This window comes from Moorena bouillonii PNG, from assembly GCF_001942495.1.
GTDB classification, from domain to species: domain Bacteria; phylum Cyanobacteriota; class Cyanobacteriia; order Cyanobacteriales; family Coleofasciculaceae; genus Moorena; species Moorena bouillonii.
In genome coordinates, this window is record NZ_MKZS01000001.1 from 7,487,821 (window position 1) to 7,512,755 (window position 24,935).

At 45.4% G+C, this 24,935-nt stretch carries 20 protein-coding genes; 7 read left to right on the forward strand and 13 right to left on the reverse strand.

Annotated features, from left to right (window positions below; translation table 11 throughout):
• The 6 genes from BJP37_RS30530 to BJP37_RS30555 all read right to left on the reverse strand — a co-directional run.
• The coding region (locus BJP37_RS30530) for a transposase (protein WP_143728039.1) at positions 1-379 on the reverse strand (379 nt) is incomplete at its 3' end.
• A gap of 380 nt (positions 380-759) precedes the next feature.
• Positions 760-2,463: an iron uptake porin gene (locus BJP37_RS30535; protein WP_075904560.1), complete on the reverse strand. Its 1,704-nt coding sequence runs from the start codon at positions 2,461-2,463 to the stop codon at positions 760-762.
• 471 nt (positions 2,464-2,934) lie between these two features.
• Positions 2,935-4,629 carry an iron uptake porin gene (locus BJP37_RS30540; RefSeq protein ID WP_075904562.1) on the reverse strand — a complete coding sequence of 565 codons (1,695 nt, stop codon included), beginning with the start codon at positions 4,627-4,629 and terminating at the stop codon, positions 2,935-2,937.
• A gap of 451 nt (positions 4,630-5,080) precedes the next feature.
• Complete coding sequence (gene phoU, locus BJP37_RS30545; protein WP_198954347.1) at positions 5,081-5,743, reverse strand: phosphate signaling complex protein PhoU; 663 nt, start codon at positions 5,741-5,743, stop codon at positions 5,081-5,083.
• 564 nt (positions 5,744-6,307) lie between these two features.
• A complete protein-coding gene (locus tag BJP37_RS30550) occupies positions 6,308-7,615 on the reverse strand; it encodes a sensor histidine kinase (protein WP_075904567.1) in 1,308 nt (435 codons plus the stop codon).
• Positions 7,616-7,758: 143 nt separating this feature from the next.
• The gene (locus BJP37_RS30555) at positions 7,759-8,505 is read right to left on the reverse strand and encodes a response regulator transcription factor (protein ID WP_075904569.1); all 747 of its coding nucleotides are present in this window, start codon (positions 8,503-8,505) and stop codon (positions 7,759-7,761) included.
• A 287-nt stretch (positions 8,506-8,792) separates the two neighbouring features.
• Between BJP37_RS30555 and BJP37_RS30565 the strand changes: the two genes are divergently transcribed.
• The gene (locus BJP37_RS30565) at positions 8,793-9,539 is read left to right on the forward strand and encodes a creatininase family protein (RefSeq protein ID WP_075904574.1); all 747 of its coding nucleotides are present in this window, start codon (positions 8,793-8,795) and stop codon (positions 9,537-9,539) included.
• On the opposite strand, the gene BJP37_RS44450 is transcribed toward BJP37_RS30565, so the two are convergent.
• From BJP37_RS44450 to radA, 3 genes are all read right to left on the reverse strand, one after another.
• Entirely contained in the window at positions 9,512-10,066 is a 555-nt protein-coding gene (locus BJP37_RS44450) for a zinc ribbon domain-containing protein (RefSeq protein ID WP_330359476.1), read from the reverse strand. The two genes, BJP37_RS30565 and BJP37_RS44450, sit on opposite strands and share 28 nt — an antisense overlap.
• A gap of 887 nt (positions 10,067-10,953) precedes the next feature.
• Positions 10,954-11,598, reverse strand: coding sequence for an IS607 family transposase (locus BJP37_RS30580; RefSeq protein ID WP_229415500.1), 645 nt, complete (start codon positions 11,596-11,598; stop codon positions 10,954-10,956).
• A gap of 169 nt (positions 11,599-11,767) precedes the next feature.
• A complete protein-coding gene (gene radA / locus BJP37_RS30585) occupies positions 11,768-13,366 on the reverse strand; it encodes a DNA repair protein RadA (RefSeq protein ID WP_075904576.1) in 1,599 nt (532 codons plus the stop codon).
• Positions 13,367-13,570: 204 nt separating this feature from the next.
• On the opposite strand from radA, the gene rpaB reads away from it, so the two are divergent.
• The 3 genes from rpaB to BJP37_RS30600 are packed head-to-tail and all read left to right on the forward strand — an operon-like array spanning position 13,571 to position 15,572.
• Positions 13,571-14,299, forward strand: coding sequence for a response regulator transcription factor RpaB (gene rpaB / locus BJP37_RS30590; RefSeq protein WP_070395767.1), 729 nt, complete (start codon positions 13,571-13,573; stop codon positions 14,297-14,299).
• Positions 14,300-14,359: 60 nt separating this feature from the next.
• On the forward strand, positions 14,360-15,004 hold the full coding sequence (locus tag BJP37_RS30595; protein ID WP_075904579.1) for a cofactor assembly of complex C subunit B: 645 nt from the start codon (positions 14,360-14,362) through the stop codon (positions 15,002-15,004).
• A gap of 28 nt (positions 15,005-15,032) precedes the next feature.
• Complete coding sequence (locus BJP37_RS30600) at positions 15,033-15,572, forward strand: DUF456 domain-containing protein (RefSeq protein WP_075904581.1); 540 nt, start codon at positions 15,033-15,035, stop codon at positions 15,570-15,572.
• A 67-nt stretch (positions 15,573-15,639) separates the two neighbouring features.
• Here the strand turns inward: BJP37_RS30600 and BJP37_RS30605 are convergent, their stop codons facing one another.
• Positions 15,640-16,890 carry a competence/damage-inducible protein A gene (locus tag BJP37_RS30605; RefSeq protein ID WP_075904584.1) on the reverse strand — a complete coding sequence of 417 codons (1,251 nt, stop codon included), beginning with the start codon at positions 16,888-16,890 and terminating at the stop codon, positions 15,640-15,642.
• A gap of 626 nt (positions 16,891-17,516) precedes the next feature.
• A complete protein-coding gene (gene glyA, locus BJP37_RS30610) occupies positions 17,517-18,800 on the reverse strand; it encodes a serine hydroxymethyltransferase (RefSeq protein WP_075904586.1) in 1,284 nt (427 codons plus the stop codon).
• Between the two features lie 764 nt (positions 18,801-19,564).
• Between glyA and BJP37_RS30615 the strand changes: the two genes are divergently transcribed.
• The gene (locus tag BJP37_RS30615) at positions 19,565-19,762 is read left to right on the forward strand and encodes a hypothetical protein (protein ID WP_075904588.1); all 198 of its coding nucleotides are present in this window, start codon (positions 19,565-19,567) and stop codon (positions 19,760-19,762) included.
• Between the two features lie 141 nt (positions 19,763-19,903).
• Positions 19,904-20,380 (forward strand): Tic20 family protein, encoded by a 477-nt coding sequence (locus BJP37_RS30620; protein WP_075904591.1) that lies wholly within the window; start codon positions 19,904-19,906, stop codon positions 20,378-20,380.
• Here the strand turns inward: BJP37_RS30620 and BJP37_RS30625 are convergent.
• A complete protein-coding gene (locus tag BJP37_RS30625) occupies positions 20,377-21,177 on the reverse strand; it encodes a fumarylacetoacetate hydrolase family protein (protein ID WP_075904593.1) in 801 nt (266 codons plus the stop codon). The two genes, BJP37_RS30620 and BJP37_RS30625, sit on opposite strands and share 4 nt — an antisense overlap.
• A 560-nt stretch (positions 21,178-21,737) precedes the next feature.
• On the opposite strand from BJP37_RS30625, the gene rpsF reads away from it, so the two are divergent.
• Entirely contained in the window at positions 21,738-22,046 is a 309-nt protein-coding gene (gene rpsF / locus BJP37_RS30630) for a 30S ribosomal protein S6 (protein ID WP_214607797.1), read from the forward strand.
• A gap of 139 nt (positions 22,047-22,185) precedes the next feature.
• Here rpsF and BJP37_RS30635 read toward each other — a convergent pair whose 3' ends face one another.
• The gene (locus BJP37_RS30635; RefSeq protein WP_075904598.1) at positions 22,186-24,855 is read right to left on the reverse strand and encodes a carboxypeptidase-like regulatory domain-containing protein; all 2,670 of its coding nucleotides are present in this window, start codon (positions 24,853-24,855) and stop codon (positions 22,186-22,188) included.
• Positions 24,856-24,935: the final 80 nt, after the last annotated feature.

Here is a 24,935-nt window from a genome sequence, read left to right on the forward strand (position 1 = left end):
AGCGCGAAAACCACTCTACCGGAACTTTTTCCTGAAGCCATTGCGGTACTGCTACAGCCAGACTATTGAGTGCTGCTCGTAAGGTCTCACCAACCACTTCTAGACGATGCATCACCCGAATTGCTGCTAACACATGAGTTGAGTCGCTGCGTTGCACCCCGCCCCCACTCAGCCATCCCCGCTCTTGACATCGTTCCAAAAGTCGATCTAACAGCAACTCTTCGGCTTTGGCTTTCACTAATCGACCTCGAAACTCACTCAATACTGAACTATCGATACCAGGGTCTGCTAAAGGCAAACTTAACGCATATTTCCAATCGATTCGTCCTCGCACTGCTTGGGCTGCTTGAGCATCCGTTAAGTCCTCTATGTACTGCATGACTGTAATCAGCGCTAACCTCCAAGCATCCCGATGCCGGTTGCCCTTGCTTTGATGGAAACAAGGCTCTCAACTGCTCATCCTGATATAGAATTCCCAATTCATCCCTGATACTCATTACTATACTCCCTTTGGGAAAAGCTGAGCGAGCAATGGTTGCTGTCTGTGGTGGTATCGGTGCTATTTTCTCAATTCTAAAGCACATTGGGGCAACTCCTCAGTTTGACAACTAATACAATTGTTTCAACTTATAGTTCCACACCAACGACAAACAAAGGATATTTTCCACATCTGCTCACTATTTTGTAAACAAATATTAAGTTCGCCAGCGGTATCAGAATTGGGGGATTTAGGGGGCATTTGCGTAAGTCCTGTTTTACCTAGAATCTAAAGGTGGTACGGATCGCTCCAACCCAAATCGTATCATTGTCATCATCGTGATTAGGATTAAAAATCACGTAGGCTCCTGGAGTAATCGTGATGTTCTGGGTGATGGGGAATTTGTACTGTGCTTCAATCAGGTAAGAAGTATCATCTTCTGCATCAGTACCATCAATTTCCGTAGCCTTAGGTGGCACACCTCCAGCAAAACTCAGCACAGCTCCCTCTTTGCCAAAATCCACGAAAGACAGGTTAGCTGACCAAGTGAAGATGTCAGCATTGTCACCTTCAGACACCGCACCATTATCATCTTCTGCGATCGCATCAACATAACCAAACCAACCGCCTAGGTGAATTTGTGAGCTCAGGCGAAGACTAGCTTGTGCTCCAAAGCGATTAGCAGAGGTAGCCGTCTCCCCAAAGGGTTGCTTGGCCAAGTCACTACCAGTGCTACCGGAAAGATTCACATCCTCTCCTGGCTGGTAGCTACGGACGTAGGTCAAAGATATCTCCAAGTTATCAATGGGGGAAATCCCCAATTGAGCGCCAGCGCTATAGGCACCATTGAACAATCCATCTCCCTCAGCAGGACTAGGCGCATCGCCATCATCAGCTAGATAAAGTAGTGATAGATTCAAGGCATCACTAAATTCATAGGTTAAACCGGCACCAGCCCCCTCTGGTCCGCGAAGGGTTACGGGGTTACGGCGGACAAACCGCGATAAGCCACCAGTGCCACTGCTTTCCAGGAAGGGGTTGTTGGGGTCAAAAGGGTCATCTATAGCAAGTCCAGATGTTCCCACATAAGCCGTGGTTTTTGTACCAATGGGGAAACGGTAGAACACGTCAGGAATTTCAACATCGTTGCCACTATCCGCATCATGACCCAAGCGAGCCATGTCGGTACCGGTCACATCACTGAGTTGAGTAAAGTTTCCTGCCTCCAAACGAATTCTCAACCGGTCTTTCCCGGTGAAGCTGGTATTTAAGTTCAAACGTACCCGGTTGCTTAAGGTAATGTTTTCATCAATGTCATCCCCACTACCATCAGCTTGTTCTTCCCCAAAGGCACCAGCGAAGGTAAAGATCACCTCCCCTTTGAGTTTGGTGGTAGTAGAGAACTGATGGTCTTCTAGGAAAGCTACTCGACCTTCTAAGTTATCCACCCGTGCCCCTAGGGTAGCCAGTTCCGCTTCAAATTCCTGAATCAGCCGTTGCAGGGTTTCCAAGTCTTCCCGGGTAATAAAATCAGCGGTGCTCGCCGCAATTAATCGCTCAATTTGGTTCAAGCAAGCATTCAAACCAGCCGCAAATTCATAACGAGTAGTTGCCCGGTTTCCACGGAATGTGCGGTTAGGATAACCAGCAATACAACCATACCGTTCTACCAGAGAGCGCAGAGCTTCATAGGCCCAGTCACCAGGAGATACATCCCGCAGTTGGGAAACACTGGTCACCTGGTCTATCGAATCTACATCAGTACTGTTGTTGTTGTAGAGATTGATTTGTTTCAAAATTTCCGAGTTAGACTCACCCTTAGACTCACCCTTAGCCTGGGCAACCGATAGCTGTTGTAGAGCCGGAAGGGTTTCAGTAGAAGATGCGTCAAGCTTGGGAGCACCATAGGCGTTGTTAGCCACCAGTAATGAAGCCCCTAGCAAAGCGGGACTATATTTGATCGTATTCCAAAAACTTGTTGACATGATTTCTCAATCAACCTCAACCCTAATAGATTATACTCTTGGACTCGAATTAGTCCGCAACCCTTAATCATAACCACTAAAATTAGTTATGTCTAGGACAACTCTGGATTAGTATATCATTGTTTGTGATTATTCGAGAAAGATACTCATCCTCGATTCTAGTCACTTAAGATACCAGTCTCGATAACCAACACAGGACTTACGCATTTGCCCCCTAAATCCCCCAATTCTGGGGGACTTTGACATCATTACCCCCCAGAATTGGGGGGCTAGGGGGGCGAAATCAAGTTAACCGCGTAAGTCCTGCAACAGAGCAATGAATTTCTATGGGAAGTGCGATTATACCGGTTGAAGTTGAAGGGGAGGTAAGGCTTTATCTTACAAAAGTCAGCTATCTGCTGATAACTGACAGCAGATAGCTGATAGCAAAACCTAGAATTTTTAACTAGAATTTTTAACTAGAATGTTTCCCTAGAACCTAAAAGTTGTACGGATGGCTCCAACCCAAATCGTATCATTGTCATCATCGTGATTAGGATTGAAAATCACGTAGGCTCCTGGAGTAATCAGGATGTTCTTGGTAATGGGGAATTTGTACTGTGCCTCAATCAGGTAGGAAGTATCCTCATCTTCGTCACCCCCATCAACTTCGGTAGCCTTAGGTGGCATACCCCCGGCAATACTGAACACAGCTCCCTCTTTGCCAACATCGACGAAAGACAGGTTGGCTGCCCAAGTGACAATGTCAGCATTGTCACCCTCTTCCACCGTACCATTATCATCTTCCGCTTCAGCATCAATATAACCAAACCAACCGCCGAGATGAATTTGTTCAGTCAAGCGAAAACTAGCTTGTGCTCCTAAGCGATTAGCCGAGGTAGGCACGCCGTTGCCGAAGGGGCGCTTAGCTAAGGGACTACCAGTGCTACCGGAAAGATTGATATCCCCTTCTCGCTGGTAGCTACGGACGTAGATCAAAGATAGATCCAAGTTATCAATCGGTGAAATAGCCAGTTCAGCACCAGCACTATAAGAACCATTGAACAATCCTAAGCCCTCACCGGGATTAGGCGCATCACCATCATCAGCTAGATAAAGTACTGATAGTTTCAAGGCATCACTAAATTTATAGCTGAAACCGGCACCAGCTCCCTCTGCTCCGCGAAGGGTTAGGGGGTTACGGCGGTTAAACCGGGATAAGGCACCACTGCCACTGCTTGCCAGGAAGGGGTTGGTCGGGTTGAAAATGTTATCCAAGTCCAGGCCAGTGGTTCCCACATAACCCCTGAATTTCTTACCAATGGGGAAACGGTAGTACAAGTCATTAATGCCAACATCGTTTCCACCACCAGCATCATGACCCAAGCGAGCCATGTCCGTACCAGTCACACCAGCGAGACTAGTAAAGTTTCCTGCCTGCAAACGAGTTCTCAACCGGTCTTTACCGGTGAAGCTGGTATCGAAGTTCAGACGTACCCGGTTACTTAAGGTAATGTTTTCATCAATGTCATCCCCACTACCATCAGCTTGTTCTTCCCCAAAGGCACCAGCGAAGGTAAACAGAACCTCCCCTTTTAGTTTGGTGGTGGTGGAGAACTGATGGTCTTCTAGGAAAGCCACCCGACCTTCTAGGTTATCCACCCGTGCCCCTAGGGTAGCCAATTCGGATTCAAATTCTTGAATCAGCCGTTGCAGGGTTTCCAGGTCTTCCCGGGTAATAAAGTCAGCGGTGCTAGCTGCAATTAACCGCTCAATCTGGTTCAAGCAAGCATTCAAACCAGCCGCAAATTCATAACGAGTAGTTGCCCGGTTTCCACGGAATGTGCGGTTAGGATAACCAGCAATACAGCCATACCGTTCTACCAGAGAGCGCAAAGCTTCATAGGCCCAGTCACCAGGAGATACGTCCCGCAGTTGGGAAACACTGGTGACCTGGTCGATCGAATCTACATCCCTGCCCTCGTTGTTGTAGATATTGATTTGTTTTAAAATTTCCGAGTTAGACTCACCAGTAGCCTGGGCAACCGTTAGCTCTTGTGGAGCCACTTGAGCTTCAGTAGAAGATTCCTCAAGGCTGGGAGCACCATAGGCGCTGTTAGCCACCAGCAGTGAAGCCCCTAGCAAAGCGGGACTATATTTGATCGTATTCCAAAAACTTGTTGACATGATTTCTCAATCAACCTCACACCTAGTAGACAACACTCTTGGACTCAACTGAGTCCGCCACTTTTTCCTACAACCACTAAAATTCGTTAGTTATAGGACTACTCTGGATTAGCATATCATTTTTTGTGTGATCAGGGGAGCTAGCTTTTCGAGAAAAATACTCGATTGTAGTGACGTAGGATACCAATGTTTTTAAGCAACAGAGCAATAGCTGTCTGTGCGCTCTAGATTTTACCGGTTGAGGTTGAAGAGGAGGTAAGGCTTTGGTAATACTCAGGTTAAGAAGGACGCTTTTATGTTTACGGCTAGCATATTATCTGGCTAGAATATGGTATAGCAATCCTAATTGCAACGTCAACAAGCCAGCGGTTCAGATTCTTACCCATCTTTGCCCTGTTGGCTTGTTCTGGTATTTAAAAACTCAGATCGGATTGCTATGTAATTCGTGAACTTAACGGCTAGGAATAACTCCTGAACGGTGACCAGTGACAATATAAGAGACTCGTTGACCGATATTGGTAGCATGGTCAGCCATTCGTTCTAAATGGCGAATCACTAGTCCTAGTAAAAGAATTGGTTCAACAACACCCTTGATATCCCGCTGACTGGCCAAGGTTTGATACACTTGGTCATAGGCATCGTCTACGGTGTCGTCCAGCTTTTTGACCGTTTGCCCAGCAATGGCATCTAAATCCGCTAGGGCTTTCAAACTTGTTGCCAGCATAGCTTGGGCATGATGAGACATCAGTTCAACCTCTGGCATACAGGCATGGGGTGGATAAGGAAACAGCTTTATTGATAGTTCTGCCAGGTCTTCAGCATAATCACCAATGCGCTCTAAATCTCGTACTAGTTGCATAAAGGCACTCAGAAGCCGTAAATCTTGGGCAACGGGAGATTGCAGAGCCATTAGCGTCACACATTCCATCTCAATTTGGTGATAGTAGCCATCAATGCGCTTATCAAGAGAGGCAAGATGTTGGGCAGTCTCGAGATTGCGCTCAAAGAGGGCTTGATGGCTCAGTCGAAAAGATTGCTCTACCAGAGCCCCCATACGCAAAACATCTTGTGCCAAACGCTTCAGGGAGCGCTGGAAGTGAGAACGCTCAGACATGTTGCTCACAGAACTAGTATGAGAAAATAAACTCACCATAAAATCAGATTGGTAAGGGAAGACTGGAAGCTCCTGTCCTTTACATTTATGCATGGGGAGCAAAGCTTTCCGGTAACATAAATAACTGGCCAACAGCACATCAAGATTAGATGCGATCGCGTAGCGTGGCCTACGGCCAATCGCCCTTAGCCATCCTTCCGGTGAACAAATTAACAGGCAGTAGTTCAATGAAAGTTTTAGGGGTTACAGGTTAGCTGGTTACAGGTTAGCTGGTTACAGGTTAGCTGGTTATAGGTTAGCTGGTTATAGGTTAGCTAGTTACAGGTTAGCTGGTTACAGGTTAGCTGGTTATTAAACCTTGGCCTATGGGCCACGCTACGGAACCTACCCTACGGGAACGCCAAGGGCCAACAACCTTGGCCTATTGGCCACGCTACGGTAACAACCAAACAACTTTTAACCTTTAACCTTAAACCTTTAACTTTCAACCTTTAACCTTTAACCAAACAACCTACCAGGGCGAGCAGGATAAGACACTATAACACTTAGTAATAGCAAATTGAATCAACCTTTGGTAGTATCTGGAAGTGCAATTTCTATACAGGCACCACCTGTTTCCCAGTGATTGGTGGCTAGGATAGAGCCACCGTGAGCTTCAATAATTTGCTGCACAATGGATAGTCCTAGACCACTGCCACCACGAACAGGTAAGGGGTTTCCATTACTATAATTAGTCTGCTCTCTAGCCCTTGACTGATCTCCCCGGTAAAGTCGCTCAAAGACACGGGGTAAATCTGACTCGGCAAAACCATCTCCTGCGTCGATCACCTTAATTTGAATCCAAGTATCGCAAACAGCCGCCTTCTGGGAAGAGATAGCATTAACCTCAACTCGAATGGCAGCCTGAGATGGACTGTGTTTAATACTGTTGTCAAATAAATTCAGAAACACCTGAGTCAGGCGAGAGGGATCCGCTTGCAGATACACTTGATTGGGTCCATGATAGGCAAGGGTTAAGTCTTTCTGTTGAGCTAGGAGTTCTAGGGTTTGCCAGACCCTAAAAATTAAACTCTTTAGTTCTATGGATTGACAGTTAAGATGTAGAGTCGGGTCTTGCTTGAGTTTACTAATTTCCAGCCAATCTTCCACAAGCTGAATCAGGCGTTTGACTTCTGCCAGCATTTTCTGTACCCAGCGGCTTTCCTGAGGCTCCAGACGGCTCTGTAACGTTTCCGCCACTAAACTAATGGAGGTTAAGGGGGTTCTTAGTTCGTGGGCTAAATCCCCAAACCACTGGTTGCGAGACTCAGCCAGTTCTACCAAAGGTTGTTGATTTTCCAGAAACACACCAACTTGTTTCTGGGGTAAGGGCCAACTGGAAGCTCTTAGATAAAGCGATCGCATTTCACCCATGGCCTCCCCATTTAAGCAACTGGGGTGAAATACCCATTCACAGATCCCAGCTTGCTGCTGCTGACGGGTAGTTTGAATCAGCTGATCTAATTCGTAGGAACGCACCCACTCCAGGAATAACCGGATTTCTCCTGACTCCCAGTCATGAATATGTAATAACTGACGTGCTTGCTGGTTGCACCAGAGTAACTGGTTTTCTTCATCCACCAGAAAATAACCTAAGGGTGCTACCTGAAGTAATTCTTGCCAGGTTTGCAGTTCGTGCTCCATCACTTCTCGTTGGTGATTGGCTCTTGCGATCGCTTGCCGCAAACGAGAAACTGCCGACAATGAGTTGCTGGTAGCATCCGCCTGTAGTGTTCCCAACATTTGCTGTAGCCGTCGTTTGAGTTGGTGCTGCTGCCACAGCCACAGCCCAATTCCCAAAGCCAGACCTAGTAAAAATGCTAGGAGGATCATAATTAAAAAAATATGAAGTATTAAGGACTTCGTACTTTATACTACTTTATCCTTTATCTCTCCTTCATATTCCATTCATTATTTATCCTTGATTCTTGATATTTTCTCTATCCTTTCTCTATCCTTTCTCTATCCTTGATTATTTATCCAAACCGATAACCAAAACCGCGTACAGTGATCAGGTATTCTGGTTTACTAGGGTCTTCCTCTAATTTTTCCCGTAACCAGCGAATATGAACATCGACGGTTTTAGTATCTCCCACAAAATCCATTCCCCATACTTGATCAATTAATTGCTCCCGAGACCAAACTCGGCGGGGATTATTAATAAATAACTCCAAAAGTCGAAACTCCTTGGGAGATAAATTAACGTCTTCTCCCCGAACCGTCACCCGACACTCTTGGGGGTACAGCTTGATCTCTCGGAATTGCTGCACTGGTGTTGGAGTCATACCATTCAAGTGTTGGCGACGAATTAAGGCTCGGCAACGAGCAATCAACTCCCGCATACTGAACGGTTTAGTGAGGTAGTCGTCTGCACCAACTTCCAAACCTAAAACCCGATCTGTTTCACTAGCTTTGGCACTGAGAATCATGATCGGAATGGGATTTCCTCGATAACGTAGCAACCGACACAGATCTAAACCATTAACCTGAGGTAACATTAGGTCTAATATGAGCAAATCCACAGAGTAACCAGTTTGATCGCTATCCTGAAGCATACTCAAAGCTGTAGCGCCGTCCGAAGCAGTTAAAACCTCGTAACCTTCTTCTTCCAGGGCTAGGACGATCATTTCTCGGATTAGTTCTTCGTCTTCCACCACTAAGACATGTTTAGCCTTGGTCAGTTCTGAACCGGAAGGACTGTGGGGTATGTCGAGAGCAAGCATAAAGTAAGAAAAGTTGGTAACTGAGGTTACAAGTCAAGATATACAAGCAGTGCCACGCATCTGTCAATCAGAATATTGACTTAATCATCAATTAACCGGATTTTTACCAAAATCTTATCTGGCTGCGGATAGATTATGGAGCCATTTTGCCTAATTAAGAGAAAATCCCCCTTAATAAGGGGGGTTAGGGGGGATCCATAGGCATTAAAGCCAAACAAAACCTCTGCACCTAATTGAAATGAGCAGTTGGGCAGATGACACAAGAACTAACACTCTAAAAATTAACCATGCTGTTACATTTGAGTACTTGGACAGAAATTGAAGCTTACCTAAAGCAATCACAAGGGATTATTCTGCCCATTGGTTCAACCGAACAACATGGACCAACTGGGTTGATTGGCACCGACGCAATATGTGCAGAAGCGATCGCAAAAGGTGTGTCTGAGGCAACCCTAGCCCTAGTTGCTCCCACCATTAATGTCGGGATGGCGCTACACCACACGGCTTTTCCCGGTAGCATCAGTTTGAAACCGAGTACATTAATTCAGGTGATCAAAGACTACCTAACTTGCTTGACTAGAGCTGGGTTTACCAAGTTTTTCTTTATCAATGGTCATGGGGGTAATATCGCTACCCTTAAAGCAGCGTTTTCTGAAAGTTACGCCCACTTGAGCGATTTACAGATTCCTAATAGTGAAGCGGTTCAGTGTCGGGTAGCTAATTGGTTTATGTGCCGTTCTGTCTATCAGTTAGCTAAAGAATTGTATGGGGATCAAGAAGGTTCCCATGCTACTCCTTCTGAGGTAGCACTTACCCAATATGTCTATCCCGAAGCAATTAAACAAGCACCCCTATCAGAAACCGTTGCGTCTGGACACAAAATTTATGGAGCCGCAGATTTTCGTCGCCGTTATCCCGATGGTCGTATGGGGTCTAATCCAGCCCTAGCAACACCGCAACATGGTAAGCAGTTTTATGAGTTGGCAGTCAAGGAGTTGAGTGGTAGTTATTTGGAGTTTATGGCCGCAGAGTGAATCGGGAATCGGGAATCGGGAATCGGGAATCGGGAATCGGGAACATTATCAAAGAGATAGGATATGATATACCGATAATTCCTCCCCACCCGTCGCAGGGATGGGGATTCCCAGGCACAGCCGTGGGCGACTGTTATCGACCTGGGCGTGACTTTCCCGCGCACCGAACGCGCCCCGCGTGGCCTATGGCCAGGGTAGCTGAGTAGGGTCTTTTGCCCTGTTTTTTTGAGACCCTTACTTTTTATATTAACACTATTTGAGACGGAATATTCATCCCCGACCTTTGAGGACGGGGTATTCTTTTCCCTCTCAAACTCTCCCACTCTGATAATGCGACTTCCGCCTATATTTAGCAATTCACCTGTCCAACTAACAGTCTTACTAGTATAGGCTTCACAGACATCCACCACCGTCTTCCCGGTCTCTTGAGCTTTGTGCTTCAAGAATTCCTTAAAGCGATAGTGGGCGAATGTCAGCATATTGCGGACAGTCTTAGATCTGATTTTTCTATTACCTTTTTTCGACATCTGAGAAGTCTCGAAGGTGGGAAGTAAGATTAAAAATTGTCAACTAAGAACCTAGCTGTCTTATGATGAAGCTCGTTGATTAGGTTTTGAATCTTGATTACCATCCTCCGAGCGGCCTTTATCATCCGACGTTTTTGACCACCACAAGCTTGGCTTATTTTAGATAGCAAATTATCTAGATGTTGGCACAATCGTTGAATACGATAAAAGTCTCCATTCCCAATCTTTCCTACAGATGTCTCACTAAAAAAGGTAATAAAAGTTCTGACCCCAGGGTAAGCAAGCGACTACTCTACCTTGGTTTTCGGTTTTATTTTTAGTCTCTTGATAGGGGACGACCAAATAGTAATCCCCATTCCTGCTGCTCAGTCTACTGTCGCAAATATTGTCAGGAATGGTCTCGGAATAAGCTATCTTGCCCAGTTTAGTCTGATATACCCCCATAGGTGAAACTGCCGATTTAGGGATATAACAAGACTGGGTAGGATTTTTCCTCGATCTAAACCTTACCCTTTGAATTTGCGAAGTCTTTTTGTACTTCTTTTTGGCCTCCGGAGACGAAACCTTAGGATAGTGGAGCCTTAATCAATAAGTTTTAACCCTTATCTGCATAGCCTGCCAACTATAAAGGCTCCACTATCCTTGCGGTAACTTCTGACCCTGACAGCGGTGCAAGCATCCTTAATCGCTATCGATTTTATCTGATAAGGTACTGCTTTACACCACTCGGGGAGGTCGTTTAATATGTCAGTTTTGATAGCTTTCCAGTTGGCTTTTACTTCACCATCCTGGAGGATTTTGACGGTCTTGTTGAAAACGTAACGGGACACTCCAAACCATTTACGGATAACCGAACGCGCCCCGCGTGGCCTACGGCCAATCCCTGCTCATGGTTTAGGAACAGACGAATCTTCTTTGATTTTTTTACCGTATTTTCTGAGTCCGTGAACCCTACAGGAGAAGAGGTGAATGATGGAAAGAAGATCTGCGGTAAGTTCTGATTCCGGGCAGCTTTCAGGCTGGTCGAGAACCAGGATTTTTCCACCGTTGAGACCGACCAAGTACTCAATGAGTTCAAACCCGAATCGGGTAAGTCTGTCTCTACAGGTAACAACAACCGTGAGCTTATCTCCAGACACGACTCGTTCCAATATGGCTCTAAGTCCTTTCCTGTTGTAGTTAAGCCCCGAGCCGATGTCTTTGATGATTTCTGCTTCTGGGAAGAGGGAGTGAAGGTAGGCGACTTGGCGGGCAAGATCATCTCGCTGTTTTGTACTGCTAACTCGGCAGTAGCAGATTGTAGAGTGGAGTGATCTCTCAGACTTTGGAGCTTTTCCAAAACGGAGAAGATCTCTTGAGTCAAAGAGTCTAGTTCCCCCTGGTGTCCTTTCACATCTGATAGTTCCGTCATCGGCATATTTTCTTAATGTATTTTTGGAGAGTCCCGTAAGTTCGACCGCCTTACGGAGTGGTATTAATGCCATCCTCTTAATGTACCATATTTTTGTAGCTAGTGGTAGATTAATAGACATTTTTGTTAACTGTCACATGCCCTTTCCTAAAAATCTCCCCATCTTCCCACACCTCCCACACTTCCCACACTTCCCATCTCCCCATCTCCCCATCTCCCCATCTCCCTATCTCCCCATCTCCCCACCCTCCTGGTTATGATCGGTATTCAACGGAACTTGATCTTAGATATTAGATCTGATCCTCGATATCTTCAGGGAAGTCCTGGCGTAATCCCCCAGGCAAGGCAGCAATAATGGCATCTAGTACTCTGGATACTTGAATAATTTCAATACCAAGATCAGATAAGGTTTGACCTTTGGGTATGATGGCTCGCTTGAACCCTAACTTGGCAGCTTCTTTGAGTCGGAGTTCCATCTGAGAGACTAGTCGCACTTGCCCCCCTAAGCTGATTTCACCAATCATAACGGTGCGAGGATCTACAACGCGATCGCGAAAACTGGCTACTACGGCAATAGCCATTCCTAAATCAGCTGCTGGTTCTTCTACTCCTAGCCCTCCTGCTGTTGCTACATAAGCATCTAATTTGGATAGGGGAATCCCGACTCGCTTTTCCAACACTGCCAGAATTTGTTGTAAGCGGTTGTAATCAACTCCAGTGGTTGAGCGACGGGGTGCACCATAACTAGCAGGACTTACTAGGGCTTGCAATTCTACGAGAATCGGACGAGTACCTTCACAAGCCACTACAGTAGCAGTACCAGGACTCATTTCATCTCGGTTACCCAAAAACAGATCAGAAGGGTTCAAGACTTCCTGCAAACCGTTGCTGACCATTTCAAAAATACCGATTTCATGAGTAGCCCCAAAGCGGTTTTTCACAGAACGCAGTAGTCGATGGGAAGCAAAGCGATCGCCTTCAAAGTACAATACAGTATCGACTAAGTGTTCCAGTACCCTTGGTCCTGCGATCGCGCCTTCTTTGGTCACATGACCCACAATTAATAGAGTAATGTTTGACCGCTTTGCTACCTGCATCAGGGCAGAGGTACATTCCCGCACTTGAGCAACAGAACCAGGAGCAGAGGTCAAGGCCGGAAAATAAAGAGTTTGAATACTATCAATCACTGCTACCTGAGGTTTGAGGGACTCTAACTCTCGCAGAATTTCCTCTAAATCGGTTTCTGGTAGGACATAAAGATCAGCGTCTTGAGACTCAGAGTCTTGAGAGTCAGAGTCTTGAGCGGCTATGGGGGTTTTAGAAGACTTAGACTTAGAAGACTTAGACTTAGAAGACTTAGACTTAGAAGACTTAGGCTCCTTGTTCACCCTACCGTTATTAGAGTCGGGATCAGAGGTTTCTGCTGATACCACACCCAGGCGAGATGCTCGCAGTTTTACCTGCTGTCCTGATTCTTCTGCACAAACGTATAGAATGCGATGCAACTTGGCAAGTTGATTGGCAACTTGCAGCATTAAGGTTGATTTGCCAATTCCTGGATCGCCACCAATTAATACTAAAGACCCAGGCACAACACCACCTCCGAGGACTCGGTCGAGTTCTCCATAGCCTGAGGGGAAGCGGATCTGGACAGTATCAACAATTTCTGAGAAGGTAAGGGATGATCTCGGTTGAGCCGGTCCAGCGTTAGGGTCGTGGTTATCGGAATACGTATTGGATTGCCAACCCCCGCGACTGATTTTGATCGGGGATGGGGGAGCTACCTCATCCAAGGAATTGTAAGTACCACAGGCAGGACATTTGCCGAACCATTGGGAGGACTCAGCACCACAGGCATTACACACATAGAGCGTTTTAGGCTTCGGCATCCTACTTTAAAAGTCTTAAAAACTCTTAAAAAAACTCAATAATTAAATTAACATTAATGAAAGTCAAGAAAGACTTCACCACCAAGGAAAATATTATTTTCAACGATAAAACCAACTTTGTAAAGCGTTAGATTAAAGAGATAAACTACTGATAAATTAATAAATCATTAATTTTACTTCACCATTTCAGGAGTATAACGTCAATTGGAAACTCATAAAGAAAAAATTCTTGTTGTCGATGACGAGGCCAGTATCCGTCGCATATTAGAAACTCGGTTGTCCATGATTGGCTACGAGGTAGTCACAGCCGCCGATGGAGAAGAAGCCCTAAACACATTTCGTGATCAAGAGCCTGACCTAGTGGTGTTAGATGTGATGATGCCAAAGCTAGACGGTTATGGTGTCTGTCAAGAATTACGCAAGGAATCAGACATTCCCATTATTATGCTAACTGCTTTAGGGGATGTTGCTGACCGGATTACCGGTCTAGAGTTAGGAGCAGATGACTATGTGGTCAAGCCCTTTTCTCCAAAAGAATTAGAAGCCCGTATTCGTTCAGTACTGCGGCGGTTTGATAAAGTGGGAGCTGCCGGTATTCCTAGTTCTGGCGTGATTCATGTCGGGAGTATCAAAATTGACACCAACAAGCGGCAGGTCTACAAAGGGGATGAGCGGATTCGGTTGACTGGAATGGAGTTCAGTCTTCTGGAATTATTAGTTAGACGTTCCGGAGAACCATTCTCCCGTTCTGAAATTTTGCAGGAAGTGTGGGGCTATACCCCCGAACGCCATGTGGATACCCGTGTAGTAGATGTCCACATCTCCCGGTTACGAGCCAAGTTAGAGGATGACCCGAGTAATCCTGAGCTAATTCTCACCGCACGAGGTACAGGTTATTTGTTCCAACGGATAATTGAACCAGATGAAAAATAGTACACCTTGATGTTTCCTTTGAGCTGCGTAAGTCCTGAACTAACAACCAACAGGTGAATGATGGCTAAACCCGACCAAAATGATGTACTGCGGCTGCTGCCATTTGCGGTTGGAGGATTGGCAGGGGGCCTGTTGCTGATCAACCGTTTATTAACCTCCCAGCTTACCAATTCTCAAGCTCGTTCTGATGCTGTCGGGGTAATTGTTTGTGCTGTATTGATTTTGACAGGTTTACTGTGGCAGCAGGTACAGCCCAAACCTCCTGATGCCGTTAAACTGATTGGCGAAGAGGGTTTCGACCTCGCGACCGAGCTGCCAGATCAGGTAAAAACTGAATTAGCCTGGGCATCCCATCTATTACTGACTAATACAGTAACGCGATCGCTTGTAGTGGTATACCAAGGCAAAGTCTTGCTGCGGCGAGGGATATTGGGCAAAAATCCCCAAGTCGAGCCTGGAGCAATTCTCAAGCGGGTCCTGGAAACTCAAAAAGCCGTCTATCTCGTTAACCTGAAGCTCTATCCAGGGCGACTTGAATTTGACTACTTGCCTAATAACACACAAGGTGTCATATGTCAACCGATTGGCAACCAAGGAGCGCTAATTTTGGCAGCCAATGCTCCCCGAAGTTACACTAAACAAGATGAAAATTGGATTGAGGGGATTGCTGATAAACTCGCCAATACTCTCTCTGGTCATTTCTAAGATGTGGGTACCGCTTCGAATTTAAATAATGTGGTTAATCATTTTGTACTGGTTCCTGATTCTGCTGATGCTAGTAGGCATTATTGGTTCGGTTGTTCCTGGCATTCCCGGTGCCATGTTGATTTTAGCTGCCACCCTAATTTGGGGTATTGCTGAGGGCTTTAGTAGCGTCACCTGGGCATTGGGCGTAGCAATCTTTGTGTTGCTACTCGGTATGGGGGTCGATTTTTTAGCCGCTTACTGGGGAGCAAAAAAAGCTGGTGCGAGTAATTGGGGACAAATTGGTTCCATAATCGGCTTGTTCATGGGGGTGTTTGGTCTTTTACCCGCCTTGCCCTTCGGCGGACCGTTACTAGGGATTTTGCTTGGACCGTTGTTAGGGGCGTTTTTAGGTGAGTTTCTCTATCAACGGAAGTTAAAGTTACAGCCTAGAATTAAGCAATCGTTTAAAGCTGGCTTGGGGATTGTGGTCGGTTCATTGGTAGGAAATTTGATTCAGGGAATGCTTGCGATCGCTACTGTGGTGGTGTTTATTTTCACCACCTGGCCCCCAAGTGCAGGGATTTAGCTTGAAATTAGATTGAAAAGGGTGATCGGGTGCACTACTGCCTGCTAACTAACCCTAACTAACAAGTTCACCGATTTAGCAATTTGCACCGTAGGCGATCAAGGGCATAGCAGGCGCTGATGTGACGTAGGTCAGACCGACTCCGATGTTGACCCAAGGTGTACTTGTAGCATTCTAAAATGCCATCTGGTCCGGCTAGACCAATGTAAACTAGACCCACAGGCTTGGTATCGGTATTGCCTCCAGGTCCAGCTATGCCTGTAATACTCAGTGACCAGGTTGAAGAAAGAAGCGATCGCACTCCCGTTGCCATTTGCTCTGCTACAACCTTACTTACCGCCCCCATCGCCTTCAAATCTGAGGAATTCACTCCCAGTACACCAGTTTTCACAGCGTTATCATAAGCAATGATACCCCCGAGAAAATAATTAGAACTCCCCGGGACACTGGTTATCATACTCCCAATACCGCCACCAGTGCAGGATTCCGCTACGCTCAACGTTTCTGAGCCAGCCGTTAATAGTTGACCCACTACTGAGGCTAGGGTATCGGTGTCAGTACCGAAATAGTTAATTCCCCCAATCTCCTGTAATTTTTGCGCTACTGGTTCAATTAACTGTTGCGCTTCAGTTTCTGAACCCGCACGGGCCGAAACTCTTAACCTCACTTGTCCCTTACTAGCATAGGGAGCAACCGTGGGGTTGGTAAGGTCAAAAAAGGGAGCAACTTTCTCAGCCAAAGCCGATTCTCCAATCCCCCAAAACCGCAACATCCGGCTATAAACGATTTCTTTACCCCAACCTTGGCTTTTGAGATAGGGAACAGCCGTGTCTCGCCACATCTGGTGCATTTCCCTAGGAACACCAGGAAACGTGAGAATGGTTAAATCAGCACGGGGTTTCCAGATGATACCAGGAGCTGTTCCATTCAAGTTGGGTAATACTTGTGCCCCTTCTGGAATTAGGGCTTGCTTGCGGTTATTGGTAGTTAATTGACGTCCCCGCCGGGCAAACTTCTGAGTGATGTCCTCAATAACATCCGGTTCTTCAATCAGAGTAGCGCCAAAAAATTTAGCGATCGCTTCCGTGGTCAAGTCATCGGGCGTCGGACCAAGACCACCAGTAAATACTAGGATAGTGGAGCGCTCACTACCAATTTCCAAGACTTGCTGTAAACGCCCGATATTATCTCCCACTACTGTTTGATAGTAGTGAGGAATCCCCAATGCCGCTAGCTCCTGGGCTAAAAACTGAGAATTGCTGTTGAGAATATCCCCCAGCAGCAGTTCAGTACCTACACAAATAATTTCTGCACTCATTTATTATGCCTCAGGGGCAAGATCTCATTTATTTTTTTCGGCTATTCTATTATTGTCCCACACTTATAGTACTTTTTAAACTGTTGCGTTTTCAGATTTTATTTTGAAATGCTATATATAGTGTTTCTCAATCAATAATGAATGGCTCTACATAACTGGCTGCTATGTCAAATTTTTCTAATCCTTATTGTTCGATAGTTTGATATTCTTTATAAGATTTTTTTTAAACTACCAAACTCTCCAATCCTACTTATTTTTAATTAAGCAATACTTTTCACTCTTTTTATGAAAGCTAAGCTCGGTATTACATGATTTTTACAAAATAAAATAAATACCTGTTTTTATTACTCTTACTTATCTTCTAAGCTAAATCAGGCTTTCTAATCTTAGAAACTTTTTTTAACCAATATTTTTTTAGTTATTTTAAATTTTAAATAATCCAATCAATTGATAGGTACTTTCTGATTAATTTTAACTAACAGTTTGGCATAGTAAGTCCACAATAGCCTTTGTACTTTAACACATACTGAGGAACAGGACTTACCTAGTAAGTCTACAGTAGGGTCGATTATTAGGTCACCCTACTGTAGGTGTTATGCTGAGGCTTAACTGTCAAACATCAAGCCTTAGACCAAAGTTGGTACAAGACTGGCCAGATGGGGATACAGAGGAAAGCGATCGCATAATTGTCCCACACGCTGACGACATTCAGTTGCCACTTGCTCATCCTCTGGATTCAGTAAGCGATCGGCAATAATATTACCAATCTCAGTAAATTCTGCCACTCCCATGCCTCGGGTAGTCATGGCTGGGGAACCTAGGCGCAAGCCACTGGTGACAAAGGGCGACTCTGGGTCAAACGGAACAGTGTTTTTGTTAGCCGTAATCTTGACACCGCTCACCAGTTGGTCAGCTCGCTTACCTGTCATACCAATAGAGCGCAAATCTACCAGTAATACATGGTTATCTGTACCACCAGAAACAATCTTTAACTCCCGGTTTTGCAGTGCCCTTGCCAAAGCCTTAGCATTTTCAATCACGTGGGCAGAATAGGTTTTGAATGCTGGGGTCAAGGCTTCCCCAAACGCAACAGCTTTACCAGCAATCACATGTTCCAACGGACCTCCCTGAGTTCCGGGAAACACTGCCTTATCGAACTTTTTACCCAAATCCGATTGATTAGTCAGAATCAAGCCACCTCGTGGACCACGCAGGGTCTTGTGAGTGGTAGTAGTGACCACATGGCAGTGAGGAACAGGATTAGGGTGATGACCAGTGGCAACTAAACCAGCAATATGAGCTATATCCGCCATCAGGTAGGCACCCACTTCATCAGCAATGGCCCGGAATTTTTCAAAGTCAATGATTCGGGGATAGGCGGAATAGCCACAAATAATCAGTTTGGGACGCTCTTTCAGAGCAAGTTCCCGAATCTGACCATAGTCCAATTGCTCAGTTTCCTGGCTGACACCGTACTGACACACCTCAAACCATTTACCGGAAACATTCACTGGTGACCCATGGGTGAGGTGTCCGCCATGGGACAAATCCATCCCCATAATCTTGTCACCAGGTTTTAGTAAGGTTAGAAATACCGCAAAGTTTGCTTGAGCGCCAGAATGGGGCTGAACATTGGCATGAGCAGCACCAAAGAGTTCTTTAGCACGGTCAATCGCTACTTGTTCGACTTTGTCAATGAACTCACAGCCGCCATAGTAGCGCTTTCCGGGCAATCCCTCAGCATATTTGTTAGTTAGCACTGAGCCTTGTGCTGCCATCACCGCTGGGGAGGTGAAGTTCTCACTAGCAATAAGTTCGAGATGCTCCCGTTGACGTTGGAGTTCTTCTCCCAGATAGGTGGCTATCGTGGGATCGGTTTCGGCGAGAAAATCTAAGTTAGTTTGAGTCACTTTCTTTACTTCTAGGATCGATCACGTTTGCTAATTGACACAAAAACCTTAAAGGTGTATATGCTTACAAAAAATCCTCTGAGGCAATCAAGCCCTGTCTAGGCAGGAGCGGGAATCAAAAACTGAGGTAGCGCTTTGATGCACGGGTTTATCCCATCAGCGACTACCGGTAGCTAAATAGCAGCTTTAGTCGCCCTGAAGATTTCTTCACAGGTGGTTTGTTTGGACACGACCCTTAAACAGGACTTACCCAGTAACTCTACCTACTACAGGGTGGGTTATTAACGCACCCTATTACTTATCCCTACTACTTATCCCTACTACTTATTCCTACTACATATGGGAGTTGGATGCCCAGTTTTTTACCAGTTTTTCATAAGTCCTGTCAAACAATTCATCGGTAACGATGAGCTTAAAGCTTGATTCTGAAACGATTCCGACTCAGATTAGACAAATTTTTAGCAAAACTTAAAGTTTTGATTATATTAAAATTTATAGTATAATTTATATAGTAAAACAATACCTAGCATCCAGACTATCGAATAAGATAGGAATAGCATTGAGAAACAGTTCTAATCAACAGCACTAATAAACAAAACTTAAGCACTAAGCTGATTAGTTAATATTTTCAGGATGAGTATGGGTGGTATAGTGAGCAAATAAACGCCAATAAACACTGTTTACTATCCTTCAGTCTGCTGTTGAGAAGAAATTAAAGTATCATGATTCGGCATCAGCCCTGATAGCGTAATGGGATTAGTGCTATGTTAGTCATTTTAACGGATAACCAAGTAATTTCCCCCGACCTTGTCTGTCAATGTTGTTTACTGGCTGACCCAAGTGGTCAACCTCGCTGGCATCAAGGAAAATTGCTTTGTGCCCATGTGCTCAAGAAGCTAAGTGAGAAGCAAGCTCAACAGTATGAGTGTGAAATGGGATTCCGTCTGGTAAATATGGATTGACTTTTCTAGTAGGCGAACGCGCCCCGCGTGACATGCAGGTCAATTGCATTTCAGGTCGCTCAGGGGTAAAGTGTTGTGCTGCGCTATGCTGAATAGTAGTTAGTGTACCCCTTATCTGAACATCTTCAAGGAGAAAGCACCATGACTTGGCGCGGGTCAACAGATGTTAAAGACCGGATTTTTGCAGCCCTTGCATATCTACTCCCTCTAATTGTGGTTTTGCCCTTTGGTCAATTTCTGCTAAGACAGTTTCCCATTCTCGGCATTATTTACCTGCCACTACAACCGTTAATTTTCATTTACAGGAGTTTCCCGTTGGCGGGGTTAATTATTTTCTTTGTTTTATTCTTAGCCGTAGTCAGAAACCCACAAATCAGCCATTTCGTTCGCTTTAACACCATGCAAGCGATTCTTTTAGACATTCTTTTAGTTTTGGGTTTTCTATTGTTGCCAATTTTAGTCCAAGCACTAGGGGTTAACTTGCTAACAGAAACCTTATATAATATAGTATTTTTAGGCGTCCTTGCCGCCTGCGGCTATTCTATGATTCAATCATTGATGGGTCGTTATGCAGAAATACCAAGCCTTAGTCAAGCCGTTTACAGCCAAGTCCCCTAGTCTTCCTTAGTCTTAGCCTGTGAAGGGCGTGAGATAACCGTGTTTTCCAAGTGACCAATTCCCTCAATTTCCACCCGGACGCGATCGCCAATTTCCATTGGTCCTACTCCTTTGGGTGTCCCCGTAAGGATCACATCCCCTGGTACTAGGGTCATCACCTGGGAAATGTAAGATACCAGAACATCTGGCGGAAATACCATTTGACTAATTAAAGCTGATTGTACTGGCTCAGGGTTGTCATTCAGAAAGGTCTGCAATTTTGCCCCAGCACTCAACTCCCGGACTATCCAGGGTCCGAGGGGACAAAAGCTATTAAATCCCTTAGCCCTGGTCCACTGGGCATCCCGCTTTTGTAAATCCCGAGCCGTTACATCATTAGCGATCGTATAACCCCAAATTTTGGATTGAGCTTCGTCTGGTGTGCAGTCTAAGCAATAGTCACCGATTACCACTGCTAACTCTCCCTCATAGTCTACTCGCTGAGACTGAGGCGGATACTGGATAGCTTGAGAGTCAGGAATTATAGTGGTAGGGGGTTTAAGAAACAGTAAGGGTTCCTCAGGAACTGATGTTCCCAATTCCGCTGCGTGTTCAGTATAGTTTTTGCCTACAGCCACGATTTTAGTTGGTGCACACGGAGCCAGCAATTGATAGCTTTCTGGTTCCAACTCTAAATCTATGGGTTGTCCCTGTAACCAAGGTGGTGCATCCAGCACCTGAATAGTGCGGGTCACCTGTAACAAACCGTAGTAGGTCTGTCCTTTAGAAGATTTAACTCGAACGTAACGCTGTGTCATAACAATAGATGTTCCTTGATAATATTACGAAAATTCTCTACTTTATCTAAAGTAGTATTGAGTTGGTAGTACGTCAGTACTGAGTACCGATAACAGATTGTCCTTAACAGTAGAATAGATAATAAGCTGCATTTAGACATAGCATCTTCTGGTAGTCTCTGGTTGTGTCTAGTGGTATTCCCCTTTGACGAATGTACTATCTTTGAGCACAATTTAATTGAAATTTAATTGAAATTGGTTGCACAAGGGGTTATAATGTGAAATCGGTAATCCTTGTCAAGGATTGAGATAAAGGATTCAGATAAAAGTATTCAGATAAGTCTGACCACTCCAAACACTTACCGATCCGGTAAGTGTCCGCTTAAGTAGCGATAGATCAATTCCTTGCTTCTTTAACTATCCAGTAGCAAGCAAGTCAATTACCCAACCTTGACTATGACCTAAGGTGTGGTTCAAGGAAAGCTGATTGTTAGTGCTGATTGTTAGTGCTGTCTATCGGATAAAAAGAAGCCAAATTGTCCATAAGGAGATTAATACCAGTGCAAAACACTTACGAAATGATGTACATCCTCCGTCCTGATTTGGGCGAGGAACAAGTAGATCAAGCTATCGGCAAATACCGAGACCTATTGCAGGAACTCGGTGGAGAGCAAATCGAGATTCAGCATCGTGGCAAGCGTCGTTTAGCCTATCCCATAGATAGGTACCGGGAAGGGATTTATATCCAAATGAACTATAATGCACCAGGTACCCATGTCGCCAAGATTGAGCGAGCAATGCGTCTAAGTCAAGATGTGATTCGCTACCTCACCATCAGAGAGGAATCATCCCCAGCCCCTACACCAGAACCAGCAGAAGTTGAAGCGTGAACTCTTCGTATTCCAGGGGGTAATCGGTAATAGGTAATGGGTAATGGGTAACAGGTAATAGGTAATGGGTAATGGGTAGTTGAGGATTACCTATTACCTATAAACTCTTTTATGGATAAAAAACACTAACGAATAAAGACTAAGGACGAAGGAGTATCGATAAATTCAGTTCTTGGAAAGGTTCGGAATCTGGCTTAATCTCAATTTGATTCGGTTGAGCCGATTCACCATTAATCAGTAAATTATACTTACCCTGCTGCAAGCCTTCTAAATAAAAGACCCCAGCACCGTTGGTAATCGAAAAAATCGATTTTCCTGAATCAACTGGTACTGCTTCTACCTTCGCCCCCTGCACCGCTTCTCCCGCAGCATCAGTTACTACACCTGCAAAGGTGTAGGATAGTACCATTGGCACAGTAACCGGAGTATAGCTACCCGGCACCACCTCCACTGCATAAGCGGATTCCTCGGGTTTCCAGTCGATGGGATATCCGGCAGGGTCAAGGTCGAGGCGATAGGTGTCAGGGTCGAGTTTGACAAAAATCCCATTGTTGCGAATATCTGGTCGAAACGAGGTTATCGATTTATTATTCAGCAGTAACAGTAAATCAGGCTCTTCGACGTAAATCTCTTCCCCTTTATCTCGCTTACCATTGCCATTGTTGTCAAAGAATGGCTGAATTAACAATCCTCCTCGGCTGCGTAAGCGGTCAAAGCGGGTGTCGGCACCGCTAATCCCTGATTGGACATTGATATTGGGAGAAAGCTCAATCCTGAAAGTGCTGCCATCAGAGCTAGTAGATATTTCTTGGTAACGTAACCGCAATACTAATCCGGGAATCACGGCACTGGAAGCTGAGGCAATCAATCCATTACCCCGAGAACCGAAGCCATAGCCGAAATCCAAGTCCCAGAGATATCGACCATCACTAGACTGTTGTGGAGAACGATAGCGCCAAGCTAAGCGAGCCAGGTGATCATCACGGTTATTGGAATCCCGGGTTTCGTAACCCAGTAGCAGAGAATGTCCTCTAGAGGCACTGCTATTGGACAAATAATAGATTAGTTCGGAATTGGTGGTGATTTCATTGCCTCGATGGGACAGTCTCAGACTTCCCAGGTTAGACCTCAAACTCCAGCGCAAGTTATTATTGGTGTCGATGTCAGCACTGGCAAAGAGTGAGAAATTTTGGCTAGTGTGGGAAATGCTCATACCAGCAGCTAAGGCTTCCTCCCGAGTGTTACCACTGGCTCTTAAGGTTAAACCACGAAAGGCTTGCCAGTTGACCCGAAACCGCTGAGCTAGACTATCACTGTTGAAGTTAAAGCTTAGCTTAGGGGAGGGTTGGAAGGTAATACTGGCATCATAGTCTATCCCCTCATCCTCTGTACCCAAAAGAGCAGACACTTTTACCTTTAAGGGAAAGCCAGCAGGTTGATAGAATAGTTCCCCTAACCCCAATACTGACTCGTCGTAAACCACCCCCATCCCCAAAGTCAGGTCTTCTGTGACTCCTAAGCGATAGGCAATTCCTCCCCGTACGTCTGTAAACTCACCAAATAAATTCCCATTCTGGCTCGATTCCCGACTCAAGCCAGTGGAAACAACTAAAGCAGAGGCTCCCTTGGTCAATTGACCGGGTAGAGTAGAGAATTTGGCCTCTCGAATTTCCGGGTCCGCAGTAAGCTGTCCATCAGGATATAGAAAGACGCGATAAGTATTGCTACCGCCTCGTCCAGTTATGACATTTTCAAAGCGGTAAACCCCAGAGGAGTCCACTAGGATTTCATCCACTACCACATCATTAAAACCTTGGGTCAACTGGACTAAGGTACCCGGTTCAGCTTCCCCAGTAATGCTGCGTCCAATGTCATTAGCTTGCAACCGTTGGCTAGGACTAAATCCACCCCTTGATAAGGGTGGGGTAAATCCCCACCGCTGGATAGTGGTCGCACCCCAATATTGACCTGTCCCTTGACTTTGCCAAAAGGTGGGCTGGGAACCTAGGACAAAATCCGCTGCATCGGTTTGCCGAAAATACTGGGCTTCCTGTAACCGAAACGTCCCAGTATTGGTTAAATCCGGTTGGCTAGTCCTCAGAAACCAGCTACCTCCTAATAAGGTGCCGACGCTGGTAAATTCTCCACTATAGTTTGTGGAATTAGAAAAGGAACTGCTACCACCCCCTCTGCCACTAATATTCACCCGTTGTCTGATCGCGGATATGCTAAAGGCAGGGGCATCAATCTCAGATAATCCTTCCAGTACAACTGGGATTTCTGGAGTGCGCCGACCTTTGCGCCGCACATTTAACCAGGGGGGATTAAACGTAATGGCGTATTCAATCATGTCAAACTCCGTCGGGACTCCTAGAAGAGTTTGGATGGTTTTGACAGGAATGACTACTCCTAATTCTGGGTCAGTTGGTAATTCTTCTGGATTGATGCGGGTAACTAAACCAGGCGATCGCACTTCTAATAGACCGTCTTCTAAGGGTTTGACATCTAATTTCAAGCCCTGAATCACATCATCTAAGGGAATCAGCCATGTTTCAAAATTAATTGCCTGGGAACCATCTTCAAATCCCCGCACTAAGGTACTAGGAATCACATTCTGTTTTCCCAGATTGACGCCTACAGGAAGAATAATCAATTGATCACTATCGTTTCGCCTTGGGCTAGAGGTAGTGGCGGCGACTTCCGGTTTTGATACCTCAGGTGCTAGGGTTTGGGCAAAAACGGAAGTTATGGTAATCAAAGAACACAATAGAGTTGTTACAGCTAGATAAGCTAGTGAAATAATTTTCATCCAACACCTATGAGCTGACTAAATGCTGACTAATTTTTTTAAGGGAAACTACATACAGACTTCCCAACTTGGTCAGCTGA

Coding starts and splice junctions, on each gene's coding strand:
- BJP37_RS30535 (WP_075904560.1), bottom strand. CDS start 2,463: ATGTCAACAAGTTTTTGGAATACGATCAAATATAGTCCCGCTTTGCTA.
- BJP37_RS30540 (WP_075904562.1), bottom strand. CDS start 4,629: ATGTCAACAAGTTTTTGGAATACGATCAAATATAGTCCCGCTTTGCTA.
- phoU (WP_198954347.1), bottom strand. CDS start 5,743: ATGTCTGAGCGTTCTCACTTCCAGCGCTCCCTGAAGCGTTTGGCACAA.
- BJP37_RS30550 (WP_075904567.1), bottom strand. CDS start 7,615: ATGATCCTCCTAGCATTTTTACTAGGTCTGGCTTTGGGAATTGGGCTG.
- BJP37_RS30555 (WP_075904569.1), bottom strand. CDS start 8,505: ATGCTTGCTCTCGACATACCCCACAGTCCTTCCGGTTCAGAACTGACC.
- BJP37_RS30565 (WP_075904574.1), top strand. CDS start 8,793: ATGCTGTTACATTTGAGTACTTGGACAGAAATTGAAGCTTACCTAAAG.
- BJP37_RS44450 (WP_330359476.1), bottom strand. CDS start 10,066: ATGTCGAAAAAAGGTAATAGAAAAATCAGATCTAAGACTGTCCGCAAT.
- BJP37_RS30580 (WP_229415500.1), bottom strand. CDS start 11,598: ATGTCTATTAATCTACCACTAGCTACAAAAATATGGTACATTAAGAGG.
- radA (WP_075904576.1), bottom strand. CDS start 13,366: ATGCCGAAGCCTAAAACGCTCTATGTGTGTAATGCCTGTGGTGCTGAG.
- BJP37_RS30595 (WP_075904579.1), top strand. CDS start 14,360: ATGGCTAAACCCGACCAAAATGATGTACTGCGGCTGCTGCCATTTGCG.
- BJP37_RS30600 (WP_075904581.1), top strand. CDS start 15,033: ATGTGGTTAATCATTTTGTACTGGTTCCTGATTCTGCTGATGCTAGTA.
- BJP37_RS30605 (WP_075904584.1), bottom strand. CDS start 16,890: ATGAGTGCAGAAATTATTTGTGTAGGTACTGAACTGCTGCTGGGGGAT.
- BJP37_RS30615 (WP_075904588.1), top strand. CDS start 19,565: ATGTTAGTCATTTTAACGGATAACCAAGTAATTTCCCCCGACCTTGTC.
- BJP37_RS30620 (WP_075904591.1), top strand. CDS start 19,904: ATGACTTGGCGCGGGTCAACAGATGTTAAAGACCGGATTTTTGCAGCC.
- BJP37_RS30625 (WP_075904593.1), bottom strand. CDS start 21,177: ATGACACAGCGTTACGTTCGAGTTAAATCTTCTAAAGGACAGACCTAC.
- rpsF (WP_214607797.1), top strand. CDS start 21,738: ATGTACATCCTCCGTCCTGATTTGGGCGAGGAACAAGTAGATCAAGCT.
- BJP37_RS30635 (WP_075904598.1), bottom strand. CDS start 24,855: ATGAAAATTATTTCACTAGCTTATCTAGCTGTAACAACTCTATTGTGT.